This is a genomic window from Mesorhizobium salmacidum (SeqCode) (assembly GCF_037179605.1).
Lineage (GTDB): Bacteria > Pseudomonadota > Alphaproteobacteria > Rhizobiales > Rhizobiaceae > Mesorhizobium > Mesorhizobium salmacidum.
This window is the reverse complement of the sequence record NZ_JAPYKS010000010.1, coordinates 39,827-61,826: the sequence shown is the minus strand read 5'-3', so window position 1 is coordinate 61,826 and position 22,000 is coordinate 39,827. Positions and strand designations below refer to the sequence as shown.

General features: G+C 61.9%; 28 protein-coding genes and 1 tRNA gene. 12 read left to right on the top strand and 17 right to left on the bottom strand.

Features of this window, described 5'->3' with window-relative positions; genetic code table 11:
* Positions 1 to 21: 21 nt before the first annotated feature.
* From O7A60_RS15270 to O7A60_RS15255, 4 genes are all read right to left on the bottom strand, one after another.
* Positions 22 to 261: a DUF2188 domain-containing protein gene (locus tag O7A60_RS15270; protein ID WP_027145493.1), complete on the bottom strand. Its 240-nt coding sequence runs from the start codon at positions 259 to 261 to the stop codon at positions 22 to 24.
* 28 nt (positions 262 to 289) lie between these two features.
* Positions 290 to 568 (bottom strand): DUF982 domain-containing protein, encoded by a 279-nt coding sequence (locus O7A60_RS15265; protein ID WP_337107011.1) that lies wholly within the window; start codon positions 566 to 568, stop codon positions 290 to 292.
* Between the two features lie 98 nt (positions 569 to 666).
* Positions 667 to 942: an SH3 domain-containing protein gene (locus O7A60_RS15260; RefSeq protein ID WP_337107010.1), complete on the bottom strand. Its 276-nt coding sequence runs from the start codon at positions 940 to 942 to the stop codon at positions 667 to 669.
* Between the two features lie 165 nt (positions 943 to 1,107).
* The gene (locus tag O7A60_RS15255) at positions 1,108 to 2,211 is read right to left on the bottom strand and encodes an NADH:flavin oxidoreductase/NADH oxidase (RefSeq protein WP_337107009.1); all 1,104 of its coding nucleotides are present in this window, start codon (positions 2,209 to 2,211) and stop codon (positions 1,108 to 1,110) included.
* A 157-nt stretch (positions 2,212 to 2,368) separates the two neighbouring features.
* On the opposite strand from O7A60_RS15255, the gene O7A60_RS15250 reads away from it, so the two are divergent.
* Entirely contained in the window at positions 2,369 to 2,947 is a 579-nt protein-coding gene (locus O7A60_RS15250) for an NUDIX domain-containing protein (RefSeq protein ID WP_337107008.1), read from the top strand.
* Between the two features lie 22 nt (positions 2,948 to 2,969).
* On the opposite strand, the gene O7A60_RS15245 is transcribed toward O7A60_RS15250, so the two are convergent.
* Positions 2,970 to 3,509, bottom strand: a complete 540-nt coding sequence (locus O7A60_RS15245) for a DnaJ domain-containing protein (RefSeq protein WP_337107007.1) — start codon at positions 3,507 to 3,509, stop codon at positions 2,970 to 2,972.
* 211 nt (positions 3,510 to 3,720) lie between these two features.
* Between O7A60_RS15245 and O7A60_RS15240 the strand changes: the two genes are divergently transcribed.
* Positions 3,721 to 4,008: a PilZ domain-containing protein gene (locus O7A60_RS15240; RefSeq protein ID WP_337107006.1), complete on the top strand. Its 288-nt coding sequence runs from the start codon at positions 3,721 to 3,723 to the stop codon at positions 4,006 to 4,008.
* 64 nt (positions 4,009 to 4,072) lie between these two features.
* Here the strand turns inward: O7A60_RS15240 and O7A60_RS15235 are convergent.
* Together O7A60_RS15235 and O7A60_RS15230 are read right to left on the bottom strand one after the other, a co-directional pair.
* Positions 4,073 to 4,158 (bottom strand) — tRNA-Leu (locus tag O7A60_RS15235).
* A gap of 279 nt (positions 4,159 to 4,437) precedes the next feature.
* Positions 4,438 to 5,100 carry an outer membrane protein gene (locus tag O7A60_RS15230; RefSeq protein ID WP_337107005.1) on the bottom strand — a complete coding sequence of 221 codons (663 nt, stop codon included), beginning with the start codon at positions 5,098 to 5,100 and terminating at the stop codon, positions 4,438 to 4,440.
* A gap of 247 nt (positions 5,101 to 5,347) precedes the next feature.
* Between O7A60_RS15230 and ade the strand changes: the two genes are divergently transcribed.
* Positions 5,348 to 7,165, top strand: a complete 1,818-nt coding sequence (ade, locus tag O7A60_RS15225) for an adenine deaminase (RefSeq protein ID WP_337107004.1) — start codon at positions 5,348 to 5,350, stop codon at positions 7,163 to 7,165.
* Positions 7,166 to 7,183: 18 nt separating this feature from the next.
* Here the strand turns inward: ade and O7A60_RS15220 are convergent, their stop codons facing one another.
* A complete protein-coding gene (locus O7A60_RS15220) occupies positions 7,184 to 8,344 on the bottom strand; it encodes an alpha/beta hydrolase (protein WP_337107003.1) in 1,161 nt (386 codons plus the stop codon).
* Between the two features lie 143 nt (positions 8,345 to 8,487).
* Positions 8,488 to 9,561 (bottom strand): alpha/beta hydrolase, encoded by a 1,074-nt coding sequence (locus O7A60_RS15215; protein WP_140503484.1) that lies wholly within the window; start codon positions 9,559 to 9,561, stop codon positions 8,488 to 8,490.
* Positions 9,562 to 9,960: 399 nt separating this feature from the next.
* Between O7A60_RS15215 and ilvA the strand changes: the two genes are divergently transcribed.
* The gene (ilvA, locus tag O7A60_RS15210) at positions 9,961 to 11,217 is read left to right on the top strand and encodes a threonine ammonia-lyase IlvA (RefSeq protein ID WP_337107002.1); all 1,257 of its coding nucleotides are present in this window, start codon (positions 9,961 to 9,963) and stop codon (positions 11,215 to 11,217) included.
* Complete coding sequence (locus O7A60_RS15205) at positions 11,214 to 11,768, top strand: DUF1697 domain-containing protein (protein ID WP_337107001.1); 555 nt, start codon at positions 11,214 to 11,216, stop codon at positions 11,766 to 11,768. The genes ilvA and O7A60_RS15205 overlap by 4 nt, the downstream gene beginning before the upstream one ends.
* A gap of 43 nt (positions 11,769 to 11,811) precedes the next feature.
* On the opposite strand, the gene O7A60_RS15200 is transcribed toward O7A60_RS15205, so the two are convergent.
* Complete coding sequence (locus O7A60_RS15200; RefSeq protein WP_027145506.1) at positions 11,812 to 12,105, bottom strand: DUF2218 domain-containing protein; 294 nt, start codon at positions 12,103 to 12,105, stop codon at positions 11,812 to 11,814.
* 127 nt (positions 12,106 to 12,232) lie between these two features.
* The gene (gloA, locus tag O7A60_RS15195; RefSeq protein ID WP_337107000.1) at positions 12,233 to 12,673 is read right to left on the bottom strand and encodes a lactoylglutathione lyase; all 441 of its coding nucleotides are present in this window, start codon (positions 12,671 to 12,673) and stop codon (positions 12,233 to 12,235) included.
* Between the two features lie 216 nt (positions 12,674 to 12,889).
* Here gloA and O7A60_RS15190 point away from each other — a divergent pair, with 216 nt between their 5' ends.
* From O7A60_RS15190 to O7A60_RS15180, 3 genes are read left to right on the top strand one after another with little or no spacing between them, the layout of a single operon-like run.
* On the top strand, positions 12,890 to 13,486 hold the full coding sequence (locus O7A60_RS15190) for a cold-shock protein (RefSeq protein ID WP_032935881.1): 597 nt from the start codon (positions 12,890 to 12,892) through the stop codon (positions 13,484 to 13,486).
* 23 nt (positions 13,487 to 13,509) lie between these two features.
* Positions 13,510 to 14,073 (top strand): DUF192 domain-containing protein, encoded by a 564-nt coding sequence (locus O7A60_RS15185; RefSeq protein ID WP_337106999.1) that lies wholly within the window; start codon positions 13,510 to 13,512, stop codon positions 14,071 to 14,073.
* A gap of 19 nt (positions 14,074 to 14,092) precedes the next feature.
* Positions 14,093 to 14,860: an alpha/beta fold hydrolase gene (locus O7A60_RS15180; RefSeq protein ID WP_337106998.1), complete on the top strand. Its 768-nt coding sequence runs from the start codon at positions 14,093 to 14,095 to the stop codon at positions 14,858 to 14,860.
* Between the two features lie 45 nt (positions 14,861 to 14,905).
* Here the strand turns inward: O7A60_RS15180 and O7A60_RS15175 are convergent, their stop codons facing one another.
* Positions 14,906 to 15,502 (bottom strand): HD domain-containing protein, encoded by a 597-nt coding sequence (locus O7A60_RS15175; RefSeq protein WP_337106997.1) that lies wholly within the window; start codon positions 15,500 to 15,502, stop codon positions 14,906 to 14,908.
* 133 nt (positions 15,503 to 15,635) lie between these two features.
* Here O7A60_RS15175 and cysE point away from each other — a divergent pair, with 133 nt between their 5' ends.
* Positions 15,636 to 16,484: a serine O-acetyltransferase gene (gene cysE / locus O7A60_RS15170; RefSeq protein WP_140503499.1), complete on the top strand. Its 849-nt coding sequence runs from the start codon at positions 15,636 to 15,638 to the stop codon at positions 16,482 to 16,484.
* 146 nt (positions 16,485 to 16,630) lie between these two features.
* Complete coding sequence (locus O7A60_RS15165; protein ID WP_337106996.1) at positions 16,631 to 16,834, top strand: DUF3126 family protein; 204 nt, start codon at positions 16,631 to 16,633, stop codon at positions 16,832 to 16,834.
* Between the two features lie 54 nt (positions 16,835 to 16,888).
* On the opposite strand, the gene O7A60_RS15160 is transcribed toward O7A60_RS15165, so the two are convergent.
* Positions 16,889 to 17,620: a hypothetical protein gene (locus O7A60_RS15160; RefSeq protein ID WP_027145037.1), complete on the bottom strand. Its 732-nt coding sequence runs from the start codon at positions 17,618 to 17,620 to the stop codon at positions 16,889 to 16,891.
* 152 nt (positions 17,621 to 17,772) lie between these two features.
* Here O7A60_RS15160 and O7A60_RS15155 point away from each other — a divergent pair, with 152 nt between their 5' ends.
* Together O7A60_RS15155 and O7A60_RS15150 are read left to right on the top strand one after the other, a co-directional pair.
* Positions 17,773 to 18,108 carry a DUF6949 family protein gene (locus O7A60_RS15155; RefSeq protein WP_337106995.1) on the top strand — a complete coding sequence of 112 codons (336 nt, stop codon included), beginning with the start codon at positions 17,773 to 17,775 and terminating at the stop codon, positions 18,106 to 18,108.
* A gap of 19 nt (positions 18,109 to 18,127) precedes the next feature.
* Complete coding sequence (locus tag O7A60_RS15150) at positions 18,128 to 18,655, top strand: gamma carbonic anhydrase family protein (RefSeq protein ID WP_337106994.1); 528 nt, start codon at positions 18,128 to 18,130, stop codon at positions 18,653 to 18,655.
* A gap of 227 nt (positions 18,656 to 18,882) precedes the next feature.
* Here the strand turns inward: O7A60_RS15150 and O7A60_RS15145 are convergent, their stop codons facing one another.
* From O7A60_RS15145 to O7A60_RS15130, 4 genes are all read right to left on the bottom strand, one after another.
* Positions 18,883 to 19,260 (bottom strand): hypothetical protein, encoded by a 378-nt coding sequence (locus O7A60_RS15145; RefSeq protein WP_337106993.1) that lies wholly within the window; start codon positions 19,258 to 19,260, stop codon positions 18,883 to 18,885.
* Between the two features lie 244 nt (positions 19,261 to 19,504).
* Positions 19,505 to 20,113: a transglutaminase-like cysteine peptidase gene (locus O7A60_RS15140; RefSeq protein WP_337106992.1), complete on the bottom strand. Its 609-nt coding sequence runs from the start codon at positions 20,111 to 20,113 to the stop codon at positions 19,505 to 19,507.
* 243 nt (positions 20,114 to 20,356) lie between these two features.
* Positions 20,357 to 20,974: a PilZ domain-containing protein gene (locus O7A60_RS15135; protein ID WP_015318053.1), complete on the bottom strand. Its 618-nt coding sequence runs from the start codon at positions 20,972 to 20,974 to the stop codon at positions 20,357 to 20,359.
* A 114-nt stretch (positions 20,975 to 21,088) separates the two neighbouring features.
* Positions 21,089 to 21,724 (bottom strand): PAS domain-containing protein, encoded by a 636-nt coding sequence (locus O7A60_RS15130; RefSeq protein WP_337106991.1) that lies wholly within the window; start codon positions 21,722 to 21,724, stop codon positions 21,089 to 21,091.
* Between the last annotated feature and the right edge of the window lie 276 nt (positions 21,725 to 22,000).

Sequence of the window (22,000 nt, the reverse complement as noted above, 5' to 3'; positions counted from 1 at the left end):
CGCGGCCATAGTTCTGCTGGATCAATCCGAGATTTCAGTCTGAGGCCGGTCGCGGCCGTCGGCCAGTTCCTCGTGCCATTTGCCCTCGGCGTCCTCATACTGGATACCGTCGGTGGAACCCGCCACTTGTTGCTCGGCCGAAGCGATCTCGGCGGCGCGCAACGCATCCTGATGGGTGGGAAATGTCTCCGAGAAGGTTGAGCCGACCTTGTAGGCCCAGCCACCGTCATGCTCGACGATCTTGTAAGTCAGCTTCGCCATCAAAACCTCCAGTTAAAGGTCCGCCTGCTCAATGCAACCGGTCATCGGGCAGCTTATCGTCGGGCACCAGGACTTCCGATTCCCTGGCGGCCTCGATCAGTGCCCGGCGCGCTTCCGCTGTCGAACGATAACCTTCCAGCACTTTGAGGCAAGTGTCGAGAGCATCACGATGACAGGGACCGCGATTGAGCGGCCACACAGTCATCAGGCACTCCGCCGCCTCCTGGGTCGAGCGGATATGGCGATATTTGCCGACGTGGCCAAGCTCGACCACGACAGGCGTTTCAAAAGGTTTGTTGTCCATCATGGCCGCAACGCAAAGCAGCCAATTTGGTTGCAAAAATGGCCTCCGGCCTGCGCCCAAAAGCCGCGTCGCATCCGCAGCGCGCTGGATGCATTGGCGTCTCAGTAACCGCAGTTGTTGCGCAGCCAGCGTGCATTCGCCCAGCCGGTGCTGCCGCCGATTTCGACCTGGTACCAGTTACCGCGCCGGTCGAAGATCTCGGTATGGTCGCCGTTGAACAATTGCCCGATCATCCGCGACGACGAGTTCGGCCGTGTGCGCACCGCTAGAAAGCCGCTGCCGGTCGCCAGATTGTAGCGGCCGGAGAGGCCGTGCACCGTACCCTCGCAATATTGCGCGACGGTCGGCGTCGAAGCGCCGAGCCAAGACGCGACCACGGCCGTAAGTGCTGCAGCCGACAAGAATGCCCTGAACGACCTGATTATCTCCCAAGCCGGCCGCGCCCGCCGCAGCCTGACCCAGCGTAACAGGTTGCGGCCAGAATTGAAGCGGAACAGTCCGGGATCACAAGCAGGAGTGCGCCGGGATCGGGAGATGAGCGATCAGCCCGCGGCCTTCATCCAGTGTTCCATCGTCGTCACCGAGCGGGCGAGCTGCGGTGCCGGATGGATTTTTTCACTGAAGGTGGCGGCCGCACGCCATCCCCAGCGCGGATCGGCGAGGAAGGCGCGTGCTAGCGCCACCATGTCGGCGCGGCCTTCGGCTATAACAGCCTCGGCCTGTCTCGGGTCGTCGATCAGGCCGACCGCACGGGTCGGAATGCCGGCGCCCTTGCGTACGGCTTCCGCCAGATGCACCTGATAGCCGGGGCCAGAGGGTAATTTCTGCAATGGCGAATTGCCGCCGCTCGAGCAGCAGAGATAGGCGATGCCTTCGGCCTTCAGCGCTTTCGCCACCTCGATTGCGTCCTCGACGTCAAAGCCGCCATCGACCCAGTCCTTCACCGACAGCCGTGCGCCGAGCATCAGCTTTGGCGCCGCTTTCTTCACCGCCCTGGCGATCTCGACGACAAGACGCATCCGGTTTTCCAGCGAGCCGCCCCAGCGATCCGTGCGCTGGTTGGACAGCGGCGACAGGAACTGGAAGATCAGGTAACCGTGCGCCGCGTGCAGTTCGATGAAGTCGAAGCCGGCGCGTTCGGCCCGCATGGCGGCTTCCGCGAACCGCTCGATGAGCTGCAGAATTTCCTCGTCCTCCAGGGCGTGCGGCACGTTCCAGCCGGTGTCGTAGGCGATGGCCGAGGCCGAGACGGTCTGCCAGGGATCCTCGTTTGGCTGCAATGGGCCGCCACCTTCCCAAGGCTTGCGGTTCGAAGCCTTGCGGCCGGCGTGCGCCAGCTGCGTGCCGAACTTCGTGCCGGGTGCGGCCACGCGCCGGGCCGCGTCCAGTGCGCGGCGCGCGGCGGCCTCATTGTCTTCGGAATAGAGGCCGAGGCAGCCATGGCTGATGCGTCCGCGCCGCTCGACATCTGTCATCTCCACCGTGACCATGCCGGCGCCGGACATGGCCAAGTTCATCCAGTGGTAGAGATGCCAGTCGCTGGCCGAGCCGTCCTCGGCGGAATACTGGCACATCGGCGCCACGGCGATGCGGTTGGGGAAGGTGAGCCCATCGAGTGTGATCGGTTGGAAAAGCGATGTCGTCATGAACAAACTCCGGGGACGGGAATGCGCTATTTAGGCAATGGCACCCGTCCATACCACACACGAGACAGTGAAGGGTGCTGGACCAATCGCTGGCCCGATTGCGCCTTTACCGGTTCGCGGCTACGCCTGCCTCCGCCAGCAAGCATCGAGGTGTCAGATGGAAGACCGCATTCGTATCCGCTCGGAAGAGATTCTTTCCAACGACTGGGCGGTCCTGAAGAAGACGGTGCTCGACTACCGTCGGCGTGACGGCCAATGGGAGACGCAGATTCGCCAGACCTATGATCGCGGCGACGGTGCGGTGATCCTGCCCTATGACCCCCGGCGTTCGACCGTGCTTCTGGTGCGTCAGTTCCGCTATCCCGCCTATGTCACCGGCCACCGCGAACCGCTGATCGAGGCCTGTGCCGGGCTGCTGGACGAAAACGATCCGGAGACCGCCATCCGCAAGGAAGCCGAGGAAGAACTGGGTTACCGGTTGAACAGGATCGAGCGGCTGTTTTCGCCGTACATGAGTCCCGGCAGCGTGACCGAGCGGCTCTGGTTTTTCATCGCGCGCTATTCGCCCGCCGACCGCATCTCGGCCGGCGGCGGAGCACCCGACGAAGGCGAGGACATCGAGGTCCTGGAAATGCCGCTCGACGAAGCGCTGGCCGGCATCGCCGACGGCCGCATCATCGATGCCAAGACCATCATCCTGATCCAGCATCTGAAGCTGAACCCGATGGCGGCTTGATCAGGGACCGAGGGACTCCAATTCAGCCCGCATGATCCAACAGGCGGGTGGTTGCTGCGTCACGATGATGTTCGGAATTAACGCGATCGATGCCTTCGACTGTGATGGCGAACGTCCCGTTTTCTGTTCTGGCTATCCAGCCCTTCGCTTTTAGATACCAGAGGTGAAACTCGAGGTGCTCACGCGGACAGCCTGACATTCGTTCGAGCTCATCGTCGCCAATGCCAGGATTGTTGACGTCCTGTCGGCGTTTTACATAAAGCAGTGAGAGCACTTTGGCTTGAAAGATCGAATCGCGATCGAGGTTGTTGCTGTTACTCGCCTGATCGGTCAGCTCGGCCCGGAGGTTCAAATGGGCCTTGTACTGAATATCGTATTGCGCACGCTTGACCGGATCCTTGAGCGTGTTGTGCGCCTCCAGGATGTCGCTGAAGCGTGACTCGTTACCGGTGACCTGGTTGTCGGGGTGGTAGCGCATGGCAAAATGACGAAAAATGCGTTCTATCGTTTCCGAATTTGCATTCGGACTGATTTCCAGCATCTCATAGAAGTCAACGAACATACCGGGTTCCCCATGCCATGCATTTTCGGCTGTCTCTGACGCACTGTCAGGTGACAACCTTGGCGATGACTATAGAGTATATACTTCACGATTTAATAATATGACGAGCGTACAAAGGACAGGCACAGGATTTAAGCGAAAACGTCGGACCTTTGCGTCCTGAGCCGCAGACTTTAGTCTGGGAGCATTTCGCTCGTCGGAGGCGGCTTGCATGATCGATAAACCTTCTGACCCTCCGGTAGAGCGTCGAACCCACCTGCGTGAGGTGGTTTTGAAGGACGCGTTCATAATCACGCAGGACGGCGAAATAGGCTGCGCCGTCAGAAATCAGCATGAGCACGGCGCCGAGTTGCGTGTCGCCGCGGGGGCAAAAGTGCCAGATAACTTCCGGCTGCGCGTACCGTTGGACGGCGCGACCTATCGAGCGGAAGTGCGGTGGAGAAAAGGCGAGCGGTTAGGCATCCAGATCCACGGCGATTTCTCGCTGAAGATTAGATGATAAGGGGAGGCCGCCCTGATATTCAGGGGCGCGCCTGCCAAGGAGCGCAGTTCCATATCCAATGTGGTGCGGACGACGGGAATCGAACCCGTACGATCAGAAATCGAGGGATTTTAAGTCCCTTGCGTCTACCAATTCCGCCACGTCCGCAGGCCTGCCCTTTTCAGACGCCAGACAAAGCCCGTCAAGTCGTGTTCTGCGGTGCCCGAACGCGCAACCCAGAGGAGGTCGCGTAACGATACTGGCGCGATCACGGAATTATCCGCACCGCGGGCGTGGGTAAATATCTGGGCGGCGGACTTGATCCGCCATGGCCGGCGCCTCTCAGCCCAACCCATCCCCCCGCCCACTAGGGGGCGCCGGCCGCCCCCACATCCGGCAAGACAGGTCTGCGCGCTGCTTGTCCAGCAACGACGCCGGTGGCCACGTTCAGAACTTGTAGCTGAGATTGATGCCGACCGTGTTCAGTTTCACGCTCTGATCGCGGTCGTTGAAGGGGGCCGGCGCCTCATGGTTCTCTGAGCCGAAATCGTAATAGCGATATTGCGCGCCGACGACGAACTTGTCGGTCAGCGCGTAGTCGACGCCCGCGCCTACGGTCCAACCGACATTTGTGCGCGTGTTGTCAAACCCTGGCCCCGAGGTCTGCGACGTCTCGATGTCGGCAAAGGCTATGCCGCCGATGCCGTAGACCAGCAGGTGGTCCATGGCGAAGCCGGCCTTGGCGTTGACAGACCCGAACCACTTGATTTTGGCGCCGAATGTATCTCCGAAGCCTGATTGCGCCGTGCCGTCCACCGAGGAATAGTTGAGGTCCGCTTCGGCGCCCAGCACGGCCTGATCGAACTGCCAGAGGCCGGCGACATGGCCGCCGACGAACCCGCCGTCGACGTCGGGCGTGATGGAAAACGGCGCGCCTTCCGTTGTGGCGATCTCGGAGCGGCCCCAGCCATATCCCGCCTGCAGGCCGGCATAGTAGCCGGTCCAGTCGAAGCCAGGCGCGGTCATCGGCACGTCGACCGTCGCGTCGGCAGCGAAAGCCGGCACGGATAGGACTGCAAGAAGACCGGCACTTGCGACCAGGCGATGCATCGAACCCCCCGAGAAGAGTCAAATATCCTGGATCGGAACATAACCTGATCTGCGGCAAAACGGAATCGGATTTCTGCAAAGGTGATAGGGCGAGGTCGAGCGCATCGCCGAGCGGATTTCAGCCGGCAACGCCAAGGTCGAAGTCGACCTGAAACCCGAGTAATCCGGCAATCTCCAGGCAAATCCCTTCTTCCTCGCTGGCCAAAACGCAATCGGCTTGGCACAGTCGGGCAAACAGGAGTCTTTGATGGCCACGAAGCCGCCCGCTCGCGCGACGAAACCCAAACGGTGGACCGAAATGGCGACCGATCTGGTCGATGTCGCGATGGGCCGCAAACCCGCCGATCTCGTCATCCGCAACGGGCGCTGGGTGAACGTCCATTCGGGCGAGATCATCGCCGGCACCGACATCGCCATCTCAGGCGGTCGCTTCGCCTATTGCGGGCCGAATGCCGGCCACACGATCGGGCAGGGCACCAAGGTGGTCGACGCGGGCGGACGCTATCTCGTGCCCGGCCTTTGCGACGCGCACATGCATGTCGAGAGCGGCATGGTGACGGTCACCGAATTCTGCCGTGCCGTCATCCCGCACGGAACCACCTCGATGTTCATCGATCCGCACGAGATCGCCAATGTGCTGGGCCTGCCGGGCGTGCGGCTGATGCATGACGAGGCCGTGGCCATGCCCATCAACGTGCATGTGCAGATGCCGTCCTGCGTGCCCTCGGCGCCTGGGCTCGAACATGCCGGCGCCGAACTGACGGTCGCCGATGTCGCGGAAGCGATGGGCTGGGAAAACATCATCGGACTTGGCGAGGTGATGAATTTCCCGGGCGTCGCCGCCAACGATCCGGTGATGTCGGGCGAGATCGCCGAGACGGTCAAAGCCGGCAAGACGGTTGGCGGGCATTATGCCTCGCGCGATCTTGGTTTGCCGTTCCACGGCTATGTCGCCGGCGGACCCGAGGATGACCACGAGGGCACGCGCGCCGAGGACGCAATCGCCCGCGTGCGCCAGGGCATGAAGGCAATGCTGCGGCTGGGCTCTGCCTGGTACGACGTAGCCTCGCAGATCAAGGCGGTGACGGAAGGCGGCATCGATCCGCGCAACTTCATCCTGTGCACCGACGACAGCCATTCCGGCACGCTGGTGCATGAGGGACACATGGACCGGGTGGTGCGCCACGCCATCAGCCAAGGTCTGAAGCCCGTGACCGCGATCCAGATGGCAACGCTCAACACCGCCCTTCATTTCAAGCTGGAACGCGAGATCGGTTCGATCGCGCCGGGGCGGTTGGCCGACCTGCTGATTGTCTCCGATCTCGCCGCAATGAGCATCGACGAGGTCTATGCGCGCGGCGTCAGGCTGGCCAAGGGCGGCAAGCTCGACATCGATATCCCGGCCTATGATTATCCGAAGACGGCGAAGAACACCGTCAAATTGGGCAAGAAACTGAAGGCCGGCGATTTCGATATCGCGGCACCCAAGGGCGCCAACGAAGTGCGGGTGCGGGTGATCGGTGTCATCGAGAACCAGGCACCCACGCGCGCGCTGGAGGCCGATCTGCCGGTCGAGGACGGATTGGTCGCCATGGATCGCCGCAACGACGTCTGCCAGATCGCGCTGGTCGAGCGGCACCGGGGCACGGGTGGCGTCACCAATGCCTTCGTCTCCGGTTTTGGTTACATGGCCGACTGCGCCATGGCCTCCAGCGTCGCCCATGACGCCCATCACATCATCTGCGTTGGCACCAACAAGCAGGACATGGCACTGGCCGTGAACCGGCTGGGGGCAGTGGGTGGCGGGGTTGTGCTGTTCTCCAAGGGCAAGGAACTGGCGCTGGTCGAAATGCCGATAGCCGGGCTGATGTCGGACGAGCGCGCCGAGATCGTCGCTGCCAAGGCTGAGAAACTGACCGAGGCGATGCGCAAGATGGGCTGCTCCCTGAACAACGCCTATATGCAGCACTCGCTGCTGGCACTGGTGGTCATTCCGGAGTTGAGAATTTCCGACGTCGGGCTGATCGACGTAACGACGTTCCAGAAAGTCGATCTGTTCGTCTGAGCGTCCGCTCTTGGCTGCTCACCCGCCGGTGGCGATGGTCAGCACCTTGAACGGCGTCGTGATGATGACTTCGGCAGCCGAGCCGACGACCTTTCCCAGGCCCTGACCGATATCGGTGAGCTGTGCGGGGTCCTCGTCCGCGGCGAGGCCCGCCGGCGTGCGCAGCCTATCGCCGAGCAATTGCACCAGGAACGGGTTGTCGGCGAATTTCGCGTGGTTGAGGCCGCCGTCGCCGCCCTTGGTCTTGGTCAGGTCGACCACCGACACGCCATAGGAGGCGAGGTCGGCGGCATTGCCATAGTCGCCGACGCGCGGTTTGTCGCCAGAGATGAACGAGGATAATTTGAGAGCCCGGTCGTCGCCTGAAAGCAGCACGGCGAACGGCTTGTCGGGCTTGCCATAACGGATCATCTGCTTCTTGAACACGTCGACGTCGATATCCGGTGAGGCAAGGATGACATAACCCAGCTTGCCGCCGAGATCGCGGTCGCCGGTGATGGCGAGCTGGCGCAGCGCCTCCATCGTCAACCAGGTCCCCATCGAATGGGCAATGATGTCGATACTCTTGACCCGCGTCTTGGCGAGCATCCTGAGCGTTGCCTCGAGATCGTCACGGGCGGCGGTGGAACTGTCCTTGTCGTAGATATAGCCCGTCGTCTTGGCGCTCGACGCCCACGAGAACAGCACCGGCGTACCCGGATATTTCGTGTCGTGGGCGATCTGCGTCACCCGGTAGATGCCGTCGTCGAAACCATTGTTGAAGCCATGCACGAAAACCAGTGCACGGTCGCCGCGCATGGCGATGTCGGCGCCGACCGCCTTGGCGAATTGCGGCGCGCCTTCGTAGAAGGTGACATCCTTGGCTGTGAAATCCTTGGCCGGGTTGCTGTTGGCCGAACCCTTGGCGCGCTCGATGTTGCCGACCTGATGGCTCTTCGGAACCGTGACATCGACCCGCGCGAAGCTGGTGGTCAGGGAACGGTCACCGTCGAAGACCTGTCGCGGATCCTTCGCCGCCTTCTGGCGGGTGGTCGCGACAAATATTTCATGGGTGGCCGCAATATCGGATGCCGGCACGGTGACTGTCGTCTTGTTGAGCAGATCATGCGTATTTCCAGCGCAGCCAGCGACCAGCAGCGCGAACGCGACGACACCATGACTCTTCAAGCGCAAGGCCACGCGTCGGCTCCCGCATAAGGGGACGTCAAACGCATGACGTCGCTCGATACTCCGATAAGGCCAGAGACGGGCGCGGTCCAGTTCAAAGTAGGCCAATGGTTCGGCGATGGTGAACAGGCACGGCGAAAACCGCGGCGCCGCATCTACTGTCCAAGCAGGCTGATGCGGTCGGTCACGTCCCGGTCGCTGGCGAAACCATCGTCCTCGCGCAGCCGCTGGCCGATCATCTTCACCAGTGCCGGATTGTCGGCGAATTTCGTGTGGTTGAAGCTGTCGCTGCCTTTGACCTTGGAGAGATCCACGACCGTCACGCCGTAGGAGGCAAGGTCGGCGGCATCCTTGTAATCGCCGACGCGCGGCCGCGAGCCGGCGATCAGGCCAGACAACCTCAGCGCGCGGTCGTCGTCCGACAACAGCAGGATGAACGGCTTGTCGGGCTTGCCGTAGCGGCGCATCTGGCTCTTGAACACATCGACATCGATGTCGGGAGAGGCCAGCACCACATCGCCAAGCTTGCCGCCAAGATCGCGATCGCCGCTGATGGCCATCTGGCGCAGCGTTTCCATTGTCACCCAAGTTCCCATCGAATGGGCGACAATGTCGATGCGCCGCGCACCGGACTGCTGCAGCATTCGCAAGGTCACTTCGAGCTGGTCGCGGGCGGCACTGGCGCTTTCCTTGTCATAGACATAGTCGGTGGTCTTGGCGCCCGAGGCCCAGGAAAACAGCACCGGCGTCCCGGGATAGCCGGAATCATGGACAATCTGGGTCAAGCGGTAGACAGCGTCGTCGAAGCCGGTGTTGTAGCCGTGGACGAAGACCATCACGCGGCCGCCGCGCGCCGCTATGTCGGCGTTGAGCGCGCTGGAGAATTTCGGCTGGGTGTCGTAGCCGACGACCTCGGAAGCCATGAAGTACTTTGCCGGATCGTCCGACTTGCCGCGTGAACGCCGCTCGATCTGGCCGGTCGTGTGGAGCCCGGGAACGGTGACGTTGACGCGGGCGTAGTTGAGCGTCGCCGAGCGTTCGCCGTCGAAAACCTTGTTGGGGTCGTCGGAGGGCTTGCGGGTCGTGGCAATGAAGATCGAGTGGTTGCCCGCGATTTCCGTCACCGGCGCCGACATGACCGCGCTGCCGAGCAGTTCCTCGGTTTTGCGGCCGCCGCAGCCCGCCACCAGCAGCGCAAGCGCAAGAATGCAAATCGTCTTCAAATGCACGATAAAAATTCCACTCGAGCCCAAACAAGGGCCGTCCACCCTCCGCGATATCTCCCCAGCAGGCCAAGTGCGGCGGAAGTAAGTCGTGTCCAGCCGAAATGCGGTCGGCGCCTCGCGACGGCCTTCGCACTGTTGCGCGAAAGCCAAAGCGGCAGCAAGGCCGTAACGCCGCAGAGGGCAGGCGCCTGCATCTCGGCCGGATGTCGAATTCAGGCGCCCACCAATGCGCGGCTCGGCTCGATGCGAGAAAACATGAACAAACGTCCCCAAGTGCTTGCTAGCATTTCGGGACGGCGCCGTTGCGGGCGCGAGCTCGACCGGGCAATGGTCTTGCCGGGCCGGATGTGTAATAGGGTTATTGTCTAACTCGCCCGCGGGCGATCCCGGAATGATCTTGTCATGACCAGCTTTTCCTCGCGCGTCGCCACCGCCGCCTCTGCGATCCGCCAGATCTTCCCGGAGACACCGCTGCAGGAAAATGACTATCTGTCGAAAAAGACCGGCGCCCGGGTGCTGTTGAAGCGCGAGGATTTGAGTCCGGTGCGCTCCTACAAGATCCGCGGCGCCTTCAACTTCTTCCGCAAGGCGCTTGGCGAAGGCAACCAAGCCGAGCTGTTTGTCTGCGCGTCCGCCGGCAACCATGCGCAGGGCTTTGCCTTTGTCTGTCGCCATTTCGGCAAGAAGGGCGTGGTCTTCATGCCGGTGACGACCCCGCAGCAGAAGATCGACAAGACCAGGCTGTTTGGCGGCGACTTCGTCGAGATCAGGCTGGTCGGCGATTTCTTCGACGACTGCTATCGCGCCGCCTTCGAATTCACCGAGAGCTCCGGTGGCCATATGGTGCCGCCCTTCGACCATAAGGACATCATCGAGGGCCAGGCGACGGTCGCCTATGAGATCGCGGACCAGATGCCGGGCGCGCGCATGCCCGACATGGTCATGCTGCCGGTGGGTGGCGGCGGTCTGGCTGCCGGGGTGACACACTATTTCGCCGATCAGGGTCGTGAGGCCCAGTTCGTGTTTTGCGAGCCTGCCGGCGCGCCGAGCCTGCGCGAGAGCCTTGCGGCGGGAAAACGGCTGAAGCTCGCCAAGGTCGACAACTTCGTCGACGGCGCGGCGGTCGCCGAGATCGGCCGCGAACCTTTGCGCTATCTCAAGGAGTTTGCCGCCGACAGCGTGCGGCTGGTCCCGGAAAACCGGCTCTGCGCGACCATGATCGAGATGCTCAACGTCGAAGGCGTGGTCCTGGAACCCGCCGGCGCGCTTGCGATCGATGCGCTGAAGGATTTTTCCAGGAAGGAAATCCGGGGCAAGACCATTGTAGCGGTCGTATCAGGTGGCAATTTCGATTTCGAGCGACTGCCGGACGTCAAGGAACGGGCGCTGCGCTTCGAAGGCCTGAAGAAATATTTCATCATCCGCTTTCCGCAGCGGCCGGGCGCGTTGCGCGACTTCCTTGACATGCTGGGTCCGGACGACGACATCGCCCGCTTCGAATATCTGAAGAAGTCGGCGCGCAATTTCGGATCGGTCCTGATCGGCATCGAAACCAAGGATCGGCGCAATTTCGACCTGCTGAAGGCGAATTTCGAGGCCGAGGGCGTCCAGTATCAGGACATCACCGACAATGAGACACTGGCGGGTTTCATAATATGAGCGGCAAGATCTTCATCGCGCTGTTTTCCGGCATCAATGTCGGCGGCAACCGCATCGTCAGGATGGCGGAGTTGCGGTCGTTCTTCGAGGGTCTCGGGTTCTCCGATGTCTCCACCTACGTGCAGAGCGGCAATGCCGTATTCCGCGCTGACAAGGGCGACGCCGCCGCACTGACCAAACAGATCGAGGCGGCTTTCGAGGAAAAATGGGGCTTCCATTCGCGCATCATGGTGCGCGATTTCGAATGGTTCGAACGGCTGGTGCGCGAAAATCCCTATCCGGAAGCGGCCGCTGATCACACGAAGCTCCACGCCTATGCGCTGGAGCGTGAGCCGACCGCCGATGAGGTGGCGCGGTTGGCGGAAAAGTGCACGGGCCCCGAGCGTTTCGAGGTCAAGGGCGATGTGCTCTATCTCAGCGCGCCGGACGGGCTCGGCAAATCGGTGTTCGCCAGCCTCATTCCGCGCACGTTGAAAGTGCCGGGCACGGCCCGCAATTGGCGCTCAGTGGTGGCGCTGCTGGAAATGGCGCGCAAGTCCGGAAGCGATTGATCACGCGTCTCGCCGGAAATGCGCGGCGACACGCCTGAACGAACTACGCCGCCTCGGCGCGTTTCCAGTCGAAGGCCAGTTCCTCGCGGAACGCAAAGCGTTTGATGTGGTCGGCAACGACACTTTCGAGGCGCTCGATCGAAGCGGACTCGTCGGTCGAAACCGTGATGTGCAGCGCTGCCCCGTCGGCGTCCATGACCGTGCGGCCGAGTGAAAGGTCGATGACGCCGTGATTGGGGTCGAACTCGACGGGAAACTTGTGCGCCCAATGTTTGCACAGCTGCTGCAGATAGCGGCTTGCGTGCGCCGTGGAAACATTGGCATGGCTGGTCGGCATGAAGGGTTCTCCGAAGCTATCTCAAGACGTGGCGCTGCTCTTCAGGGCAGGCGCCATAGGCGCATAGATAGGCACAACCTGGCGAAACACCATGGAGTGGCCGCCGGCCACTCGAAAAGGTGATCGATTACCAGCTTCCGGTATTCGCCATCGACGCCCACGGTTCCGCCTTGGCCTTGGCCGGACCTTTCTGCAGAAGCTCGATCGAGATGCCGTCCGGCGACCTGACAAAGGCCATGTTGCCGTCGCGCGGCGGCCGGTTGATGGTGACGCCATTGTCCATCAGTCGCTGGCAGGTGGCGTAGATGTCGTCGACTTCGTAGGCGAGGTGGCCGAAATTGCGCCCGCCCTTGTAGTCTTCCGGATCCCAGTTGTAGGTCAGCTCGACCAGCGGCGCCTTGTCGGCGATGCCGCTCTGCTCGTCTTCCGGAGCGGCCAGGAAGATCAGCGTGAAGCGGCCCTGCTCGTTTTCATAGCGGCGAACTTCCTTCAGCCCGAGCTTGTTGCAATAGAAATCGAGCGAGGCATCGACATCGGCGACGCGGATCATGGTGTGCAGATAGCGCATGTGTTTTCCTCGATCTGTTGGGTTGCGGCGCAACATAGGGTCGGCCCGGTCAAAGGGCAATCGCCGGGGTCAGGCAGCGCCGGCAAAGAACAAATCCGGTATTCCCGCAATGAACCGTGAAAAAAGGCACGTCAGGTCTTGCACATACCGGAAGCCGCGGTGTTAATCTGGTGTCAAGAATCAGTTGCGGTGTTCTTGAATAAAGGGGGCATTCTTATGGGGGAAAAGGCCTCTTTGACGGGGCGGGCCAATACCCTTGGCGACGCCTTGACGCGCGACGAGGGCGGCGACGCCGCCGACCTCGCCGAAATTGCCGGCGCCATCAAGTGGTTCGATGTGGCCAAGGGCTATGGCTTCATCCTTCCGGATGACGGTGTTTCGGGCGATATCCTCCTCCATGTGACTTGTCTTCGACGGGACGGCTTCCAGACAGCCTTGGAAGGCGCGCGCGTGGTTTGTCTTGTGAAGCAGGGCGAGCGCGGGCTGCAGGCCTTCCGTGTGCTTTCCATGGATGTCACCACTGCCGTCCATCCCGCGGAAATGCAGGAACAGCGCACCCATGTCTCGGTGACGCCGGAGAGCGGGCTCGAACGCGCTCTGGTCAAATGGTTCAACCGCACCAAAGGGTTTGGCTTCCTGACGCGCGGCGAGGGCACCGAGGACATTTTCGTTCATATGGAGACCTTGCGCCGCTACGGCATCACCGAGCTTCGGCCGGGCCAGGTCGTCCTTGTCCGTTTCGGCCGCGGTGACAAAGGCCTTATGGCTGCCGAAATTCACCCCGATATGGGCACCTTGCCGGTCTCGCACTAGGGCGATCCGGCCGAGGATTTCATATGAGACACAGGAACGGGCTGACGACGGGCGTGGCATGCGCTGTGGCCGCCGTCATAGTCGCTGCAGCCGCATTCTTCTATTTCCAGGTACCCAGCGCGGCCGATGGCCGGGCGATGATCCTTCCGGTCGATCCCGCGCCGCTGGTGGTTGTGACCAAGAATGGCAAACGCTCCTTCTCGATCGAAGTTGCCGATACAGAGGCCGAGCGGGAAGCCGGCCTGATGTTTCGCGAGGACATGGCCGCCAATCATGGCATGCTGTTCGTTTTCGACGAGACACGCGACGTCAGTTTCTGGATGAAGAATACGCCGATGCCGCTCGATCTGATCTTTGTCGGTCAGGACGGCAGGATCCGCGCGATCAAGCAAGGCGAGCCGCAGTCGGAGGCAATTGTTTCGCCGGGCGAGCCGGTTCGCTTCGTGCTCGAACTCAAGGCTGGCACTGCCGCCAGGGACGGCATCGCGGATGGCGACCTGCTGCGCCATCCGGCGATCGGCACGGCACCGGGTCCTGGCATGCCGCCCGCGGACAAGGGCGATTCTCCGAACGTCGATTCTGATTGAGCGCCGGGACCGCCTTCCGATGCAGTTTTTTTCCCATGGCGGGTTCGATCTAGCCTTCCTCGACCGCCAACCGGCATCGGGCGAGGGCGATCCGGTGCTGATGATCCATGGCTTCGCCTCGAGCCACTATGTCAACTGGGTGTCGCCCGGCTGGTTCAAGACGCTCAATGATGTCGGCTATCGCGCCATCGCCTTCGACAATCGCGGCCACGGCTCGTCATCCAAGAGTTACGACGAGGCCGATTATACACCCGCGAAAATGGCTTCGGATGCCGCTGCCTTGCTCGATCATCTCGGCATCGAACGGGCCCATGTCATGGGCTATTCGATGGGCGCGCGAATTGCTGCCTTCCTGGCACTGTCCGACCCGGACAAGGTGGCGACGCTGGTCTTTGGCGGCCTCGGCATCGGCATGATTGACGGCGTCGGCGATTGGGATCCGATCGCCGCCGCTCTCCTTGCCGAGGATCCGGCCGCGACCACCCATCCGCGCGGTCGCGCTTTTCGCGCCTTCGCCGACCAGACCCGAAGCGACCGCCGGGCGCTTGCCGCCTGCATCGTCACCTCACGGGAATTGCTTGGTGAAGAGGATATCGCCCGCATAGCCCAGCCGACGCTGGTCGCGGTCGGTACCACCGACGACATTGGCGGATCGCCGGACGAGCTTGCGGCGCTGATGCCCAACGCCAGGGTCTTCCACATCGAGAGCCGCGACCATATGCTGGCCGTCGGGGACAAGACCTTCAAGCAACGGGTGCTGGAGTTCTACGCCGAAAATCCGCTCTGAGGGGCCGGTTTCTGGGGACGAGGCGCCTCGGATTCCGAAACTAAGCTACGTCAAGGCTTGCAGCGACCGCGCAATGTTCAGCCTTGCCTGCGGTTCGAAGCGCTGCCGGAACTCCTGCGTGTGAAAAATATGCGGTCGGGCAAGGAAGGTCTTCAGCACCGCACCGCGGCCGGCACGCCACATCGGCTCCTCCACCCAGCCATATTCGCGGCGGACCGCGCGTTCATAGGCGTCGAACGCCTCAGGCGCGGCACCCAGGATCGACAGATCCATGTCGAGAAATAGGCTGGCGTCGCGTATCGCCGCCGCGTCGTCAAACAGCGGCAACTGGTGTGTGGCGGTGGCGAGGATCATAGCGCTGATGCGGCCCAGGCGGCCGGCATCGATGCGGCCGGCGAGCTTTTGCTCGGCGAGGGCGGCACTTTGCGCCTCATTGTCCCTGGCCCTGCTGTCGTAGATGGCGTCGTGGAACCAGATCGTCGCTTCGACGGCTTCGGGGTCGCCGAGCTCTCCCCGATAGTCGCGAGCAAGCGCCAGCATTGCCTCGATATGCGCGAGGTTGTGGTAATGGCGGCCGGTGGCCTGATAGAGGACCGAAAGTTCGGTTTTCAGGGCGTCGTCGATCAAGGGTTCGTTTTCCATGGCTGCTTGAATTCCCGCGAACCAAATCCATTTGACACAGCACTAAGGAAAATTGAGTTCAATCGTGCTATGATCTGGCTTATATGTGCGGCCCCGATGACAGCAGACTAGCAGGACGCAGGACGAGACGTCGATGAACAGCATCAGCATTTCCCGCCACAGCGCGTTGCAGCCGGTCGATCCGATCTGGCGTTCGATCCGCGACGAAGCGATGGAAGCGGTCAACCGCGACCCGCTTTTGGCCGCGTTCCTCTATTCGACGATCCTCAACCAGGAGAGCCTGGAAGAGGCTGTCGTCCACAGGATCGCGGAGCGGCTTGCCCATCAGGATATCGGCTCCGATCTCATCCGCCAGACCTTCAAGTCGATGCTTGCCGATGATAAGGACTGGCCGACCACGGTGCGCGTCGACATCCAGGCCTATTATGACCGCGACCCGGCTTGCGACCGGTTCATCATGCCGGTGCTCTATTTCAAGGGCTTTCACGCCATCCAGACCCATCGGCTGGCGCATTGGCTGTGGAACCACGGCCGCAAGGATTTCGCGCTCTACCTGCAGAGCCGTTCGTCCGCGGTCTTCCAGACCGATATCAATCCGGCCGCGCGCATCGGCAAGGGCATCTTCATCGATCACGCCACCGGCCTCGTCGTCGGCGAGACCGCGGTGATCGAGGACGATGTGTCCATCCTGCACGGCGTGACGCTGGGCGGTACCGGCAAGGCCGGTGGCGACCGCCATCCCAAGATCCGCCATGGCGTGCTGATCGGCGCCGGCGCCAAGATTCTCGGCAACATCGAGGTCGGCCATTGCTCCAAGATTGCCGCCGGATCGGTGGTGCTGTCGCCTGTGCCGCACAACAAGACGGTTGCCGGCGTACCGGCCCGCGTGGTCGGCGAGACCGGTTGCGACCAGCCTTCGCGCCAGATGGACCAGCTTCTGCCGTCGCAGAAGATGGACCACGTGATCAGTTTCGATATCTGATTTGCTGGCAGTTGCCCCGCATGATTGCGATTTGCCCGGTGGTGCTGCCGCTTCCGGTGCAATAAGGCCGGCTTGCCTTTACATCGCCATTGTCGACGTGCCAGAAGCGCCGTTCAAACGAGCAAGCCGATGATCGGAGAAGACTGTTGAAGCAGGACGAAATCAGAAAGCTGGACGCCTATTTCAAGCGCGTCTTCCAGAACCCCAGACTTGAGGTCAAGGCACGGCCGCGCAAGGAAGATTCGGCCGAAGTCTATGTCGGTGACGAATTCCTCGGCATCGTCTTCAAGGACGAGGACGATGGCGACTATAATTTCTCGATGGCGATCCTGGACATCGACCTGGCCTGAGCCAGCAATGCCACGGCAGGCCGCATCGAGCGCGGCCGGGCCGCTTTCAGCCGGTCAATGTCCGGTCTTCAGGATTCGCCCCGCCTCGGCCGCGATCGCTGCATCGAGCGTCTGCCAGTCGCCAAGGAATTCCTTCGGGAAGCGATAGGTAAGGCTGAGATCATCCCCAACATGGATGTCCCGCTCGCAAGGAGCCAGCGATTCGCCGGCGCTCGGCCCGCTGAGGCAGCGGGCCACGAAGGGGTCCTTGCCCCCACGCTTGCCGACGACCAGCACCTCGTTCAGATAGCCTGATTTCTCATTGAAGCCGTAGACCGTCGTGCCGCCAGGTCCTGGAATGCCGGGCTGGACGATCAGCGCGCTGTAGATCGGCCCGAACCGGCCGCTCATGTCGCGCGACATCATCTGCTGCTCGAAGGACAGGAAGATGATGTTCCTGTTGGCCCCGGCGTGATTGAAATCATCGCGCGACGCCTCGCTGTAGCCGTCCATCTGGGGATAGCGCAAATAGAGGTCGAGGCGCGAGGCGATGCCGTCGCGCCGGGCCTGCTCGAACCGGATGAAATTGGCTGGCACGGTGATGATGTTGTTGCCGATCACCACCTCGCGCACGGTCGCGTCGTCGGTGTAGCCGGCCATGGCAATGGAACGGCCGAACCATTTGCCGCCAAGGCTGATGACTATCGACAGCAAGGCAAGTGCGGCGAACGCGTAGAACACCCGCTTCATCAGCATGGAATCGACCACGGTGAGTTCTGGGCCGTCGGCGATCGCTGCCTGCTTCATCTCGGTCCTCGTCCCGCCACCTGTCCGCATCCGCGTGTCCGCCATCCGGGTGTCCGCCATCCCGGTGTCCCTTGACGGCACACATCGCACGGCACGGCTCTTGCTGCCGTCCTGAAACGACTGTGCGATTTCATGGTAAATGGAGGGTTAATATGGCCCAGATGGAGCTCTTGCTGTTCGCTTTTGTCGTCGGGCTGACGGTTTGCGGGCTGACCGGTTCGACAATGGAACTGGTATCGGGTCGCAAGGTCGCCTTCACCGAGCCCTATGTGTCGCCCTCGCATGTGCTGCGCTCACTGGCTGCCACTGCCGGCGCCGGGCCGTTCATGCTGGTCAACGATGCCCTTGATGCGCGGCGCCAGAACCGCATTTCGACAGCGGCGCTCTTGTCATGCGGCTGCACCGCTATTGCCTGGTCCCTGGCGCTGGGCATCGTCGTGCTCGCCATTGCTTCATGGGCGGTCCGTCTCCTAGGGTTTCCGGCCTGAGACGATTCGGAGACCGACAATGCCGCTTTATGCGATCGATGGAACGGAGCCGAGCTTCGCCGACGCGGACTCGAATTGGATCGCGCCCGATGCCACGCTGATTGGCGACATCAGGATCGGCTGCAATGCGGGCTTCTGGTTCGGCGCCGTTATCAGGGGCGACAACGAGCACATCGTCATCGGCGCCGACACCAATGTGCAGGAACATACCGTCATGCACACCGATCCCGGCTTTCCGTTGACCATCGGACAGGGCTGTACGATTGGCCATCGCGCCATGCTTCATGGCTGCACGATTGGTGACAACAGCCTGATCGGCATGGGCGCCATCGTGCTGAACGGCGCCAGGATCGGCAAGAATTCGCTCGTCGGCGCCGGCGCCCTGGTCACCGAAGGCAAGGAGTTTCCGGACAATTCGCTGATCGTCGGTTCGCCGGCCAAGGCGATCAGGGTGCTGGACGACGCGGCGGTCGAGCGGCTGCGAGCCTCGGCCGCGCACTATGTCGCCAACGCCAGGCGCTTCAAGACGGGGCTGAAGAAGGTCTGAACTCTCGGCCGACGCACGCCGTCGGCCACCGGTTGCGCTTATCGTTCCCGGCTACCCGCTACGCGCTCGGCAATGGCTGCTCGCAGCAGCGACGCGCCCAGCTCGAATCCTGCAATCTCTGCTTCTTCAAGGGCTGTCGTACAGTCGTCGATACGGGTCCTTAACGAAGGGTCCGCGCCGCCGGCAAGAAGCAGGCGGATCGCCTCCGCGTCGCGCGTGGCGACGGCTTAGTGGAGCGGCGTCCAGTCGTTGACGCCTCGCATGTCCGGATCGGCGCCGTGATCGATCAGGATGCGAATGATGTCGAGCTTGTCCGCGCGCTTGGTGGACAGCGCCGCGATAATGGAGGGAAATCCGGCATGATCCTCGTAATTCGGGCTGCATCCGGCCTCGATCAGCATTGCGACGAAGGCGAGAGGGCTCCAGTAGATCGCGTATTCCAGCGGATGGCCGAGACCGAGCTCGAACGGCATGTGCTCGTCGAACCACCCCTCCGAGCCGCCCAAGGCGGTGCCGAGGGCCCCGAAGTCGCCAGCCTTGAAGGCATCGTCGATTGCCTTGAACAGCCGGTGGCGCTCGCATCGATCTTCCGGGATTTCCAGCATCGGCAGTGATCCAGGAAACGAAACGGCCGATTGTGCATCGATCTTTTGCGCGTGGAAAGGCAGGGGCAGCGTGATGCACCACGTGTCATCGGGTCAGTTTTAGCAGCTTCCTCCAGAAATGGCGGAGCCGGCCCGGGGACGGGGCCGGCTCCTTTGACCCGGTCGTTGGGGACGGGGAGGGTGGGGACTCGACCGGGTTTCTTGTTGAGCGCGTCGTGCAACGCGCCTGACCTTGTTGGCGTCCTCAGCGGACGCTGGCGACCGCGTCGGAACGGCCGTCGTTGATCGTCACCCAAACGCCGGAATTTTCCGTCGATTGACGCTTGAGATAGGTGTAGTCGGTGTCCGTCCAGGACAGCACCTTGGTTTCCAGATTGTCGAGGATGAACTCGCCGAGGCTGGTGCGCACGGTCAGCACCGCGTGGCCGTCGCCGTTCGGCTGGCGCGCAACCGTCATCAAAAGGTCGCCGGCCGGCACGCCCACATCCATCAGCTCGCGGCGCTTTTCCAGCGCATAGTCCTCGCAATCGCCATAGCCATTGTCCGGGTAGGCCCAGTATTCCTCGACACCGTAGTTTTCCATGTCGGTGCGCGGCTTGACGCGGGTGTTGACCGAATTGTTAATGCTGACGATCGTCGCCCATAGCTTGCGGGTCAGGTCGACCGGCTCTCCCTTGGGGGTCTTCTCGTTGCATTCGCCAGGAATGCGTTGGCAGAATTCATAATGGCCAACAGGCTGCGTGGTGCGTCCGCCGGTATGCATATAGGCCGGTCCCGCGGCATATGCTGATCCCCAGGCGGAAAGCTGCATCGCCATTGCCATCAGCAACAGCTTGCCCCTCGCTTTTCTCATTGTTCAGTCTCCCCGTTCGAAGGAGACATTGCCACATGTGGATTTATTCGACGCAAAAACGCGAAGTAGGTTTTAAGTAAAACGCCAGTAGAATAAACATAAAATTTGAATCATTTGAGTATTGAATTGTTTGGATTGCTGGGCTGGTTTTCTGCCATTTCGGCCGCGCGGACCGATCGCCGCACCCCGGAATCAAAAAGCCGGCCGCGAGGGCCGGCTTGATGGGCGTGCTTTGCGACCTGATCAGGCGCGCGGCGTGTTGAATTCGGAATCGAGCGTTTCGGGGCGCTGGATGACGGCGAATTCGATGGCGACGCCGTCTTCGAAATGCCGGACGATCTGGCCGCGCATCGTGCCGAGCATGACCTGGACGCCGATCGCCGGTTTGACGTCGATCTCGATCGCGGCGCCGGACAGTGACAGATCGATGATCCGGCACTGATACTGACGGCCGTCGGTGAGCTGCAGCACGCTGGTCGGATTGCGTGGCGAGACGCGCTCGTGACGGCGGTCTTCCGGCAGGTCGAGCTCGTGTTTGTTGGCAAGCCATGTCAACTGCGCCGCGAGCTTGTCCTTCTTGCGGTCGGACGCAATCACCGTCATCGCGAAGCCGTCCGGCAGCGTGCGTGTCAAAACACCTTCGATGCGGCCGATATGATCGATATAGGCGATGACTTTCTCGCCGGGCATGCCGATGCGGTCGGTACGAAGCGCGACGTTGCCGGGCGACATGTCGACGACCTGGCACGGGTGCTCGGTGCGGTCCTCCAGCATGAATCGTCCGTATATCTTGACCCGGACGCGCTGAAAGTTACGCCTTTCAGCTTGGGACGGCGCGTAGTCGACCGCCGCTGACCTCATGACTGCCTACACCCCGTTTGGCATCCCGCGCGTCGATGCAAGGGACTTCGTCAGAGAAGTACAACAAAGCGGGTTAACAAAGGGGAAAAACGAGCTCGCGGGACTGTGTGATCATCAACTATCTCCGCGCCCGCCGTCGAAGACGACGAGATGGCGAATGCGGCGCGCCCGGCCAAGCGCCGAGATCGTGTCAGGCGCCCCAATTTCGTCGGGAACGAGCGAGGGAACGTCGATCGCCGGGCGGTTTTTCAGCAGCTCTTTCTCCGGATCGATGACGCGTATGGAATCGATCAAGGCGTCGGTGATCGGATCGGCGCCCAGCCAGAACGGCTTCTCAACGGCGCTGATCACGCCGAGGCAGCGCGGATTTTCAATGCCACCATCGAGCGGCAAGGCGAGCAATTCGAACTTGTTGGAGCGGCCGTTGCGGCTGAAGCCCTCGAAATTGATCAGCACGACGGATTTCTGGTCGAAGACCCCGTGGATCAGCCGCGAAACCAGCCGCTGATCCTTCTCGCGCCATAGCGAGGGGAAAGAGAACCCCTTGAGTTCGCGGCCGTAGCAGGCGCAGAGCCTGGTGCCGGCCAGACGAAATACCGGCTGCCCGCGTGTGTCCCTTTCCAGGATGAACGTATCGGCCAGCAGCGACTTGATATCGGCCGGCTCGACTTCCGAGCGCTTCGGAGCGGGGCGTCCGTCACGCAGGCGGTTCCAATAGTGGAACAGCGTGATCGATCCGTTTTGGTTCATACTAAAAAGCTCCGCGCATTCTGTCGTCTGATGTCCCATCGGTGAACAGAAGGGCGCCCTCCGATGACCTACATGCGTTGGGGAGCAGGAAGCGTGCCAGCGTCGTTAACACTTGTTCACGGGTCGGGGCCGTTAAGGTTAACAATTGGTTTACGTTGCGCCCTGGCAAGCCGTGTGGCACACAAAAGCCACTCCAGAAGCGGTCGTTTCGCGACGATCGGCAGCACTTCAGTCAAGAGTTTTAGGGGAGCAGGGGGCTCGACCGGCCGTCCAGGG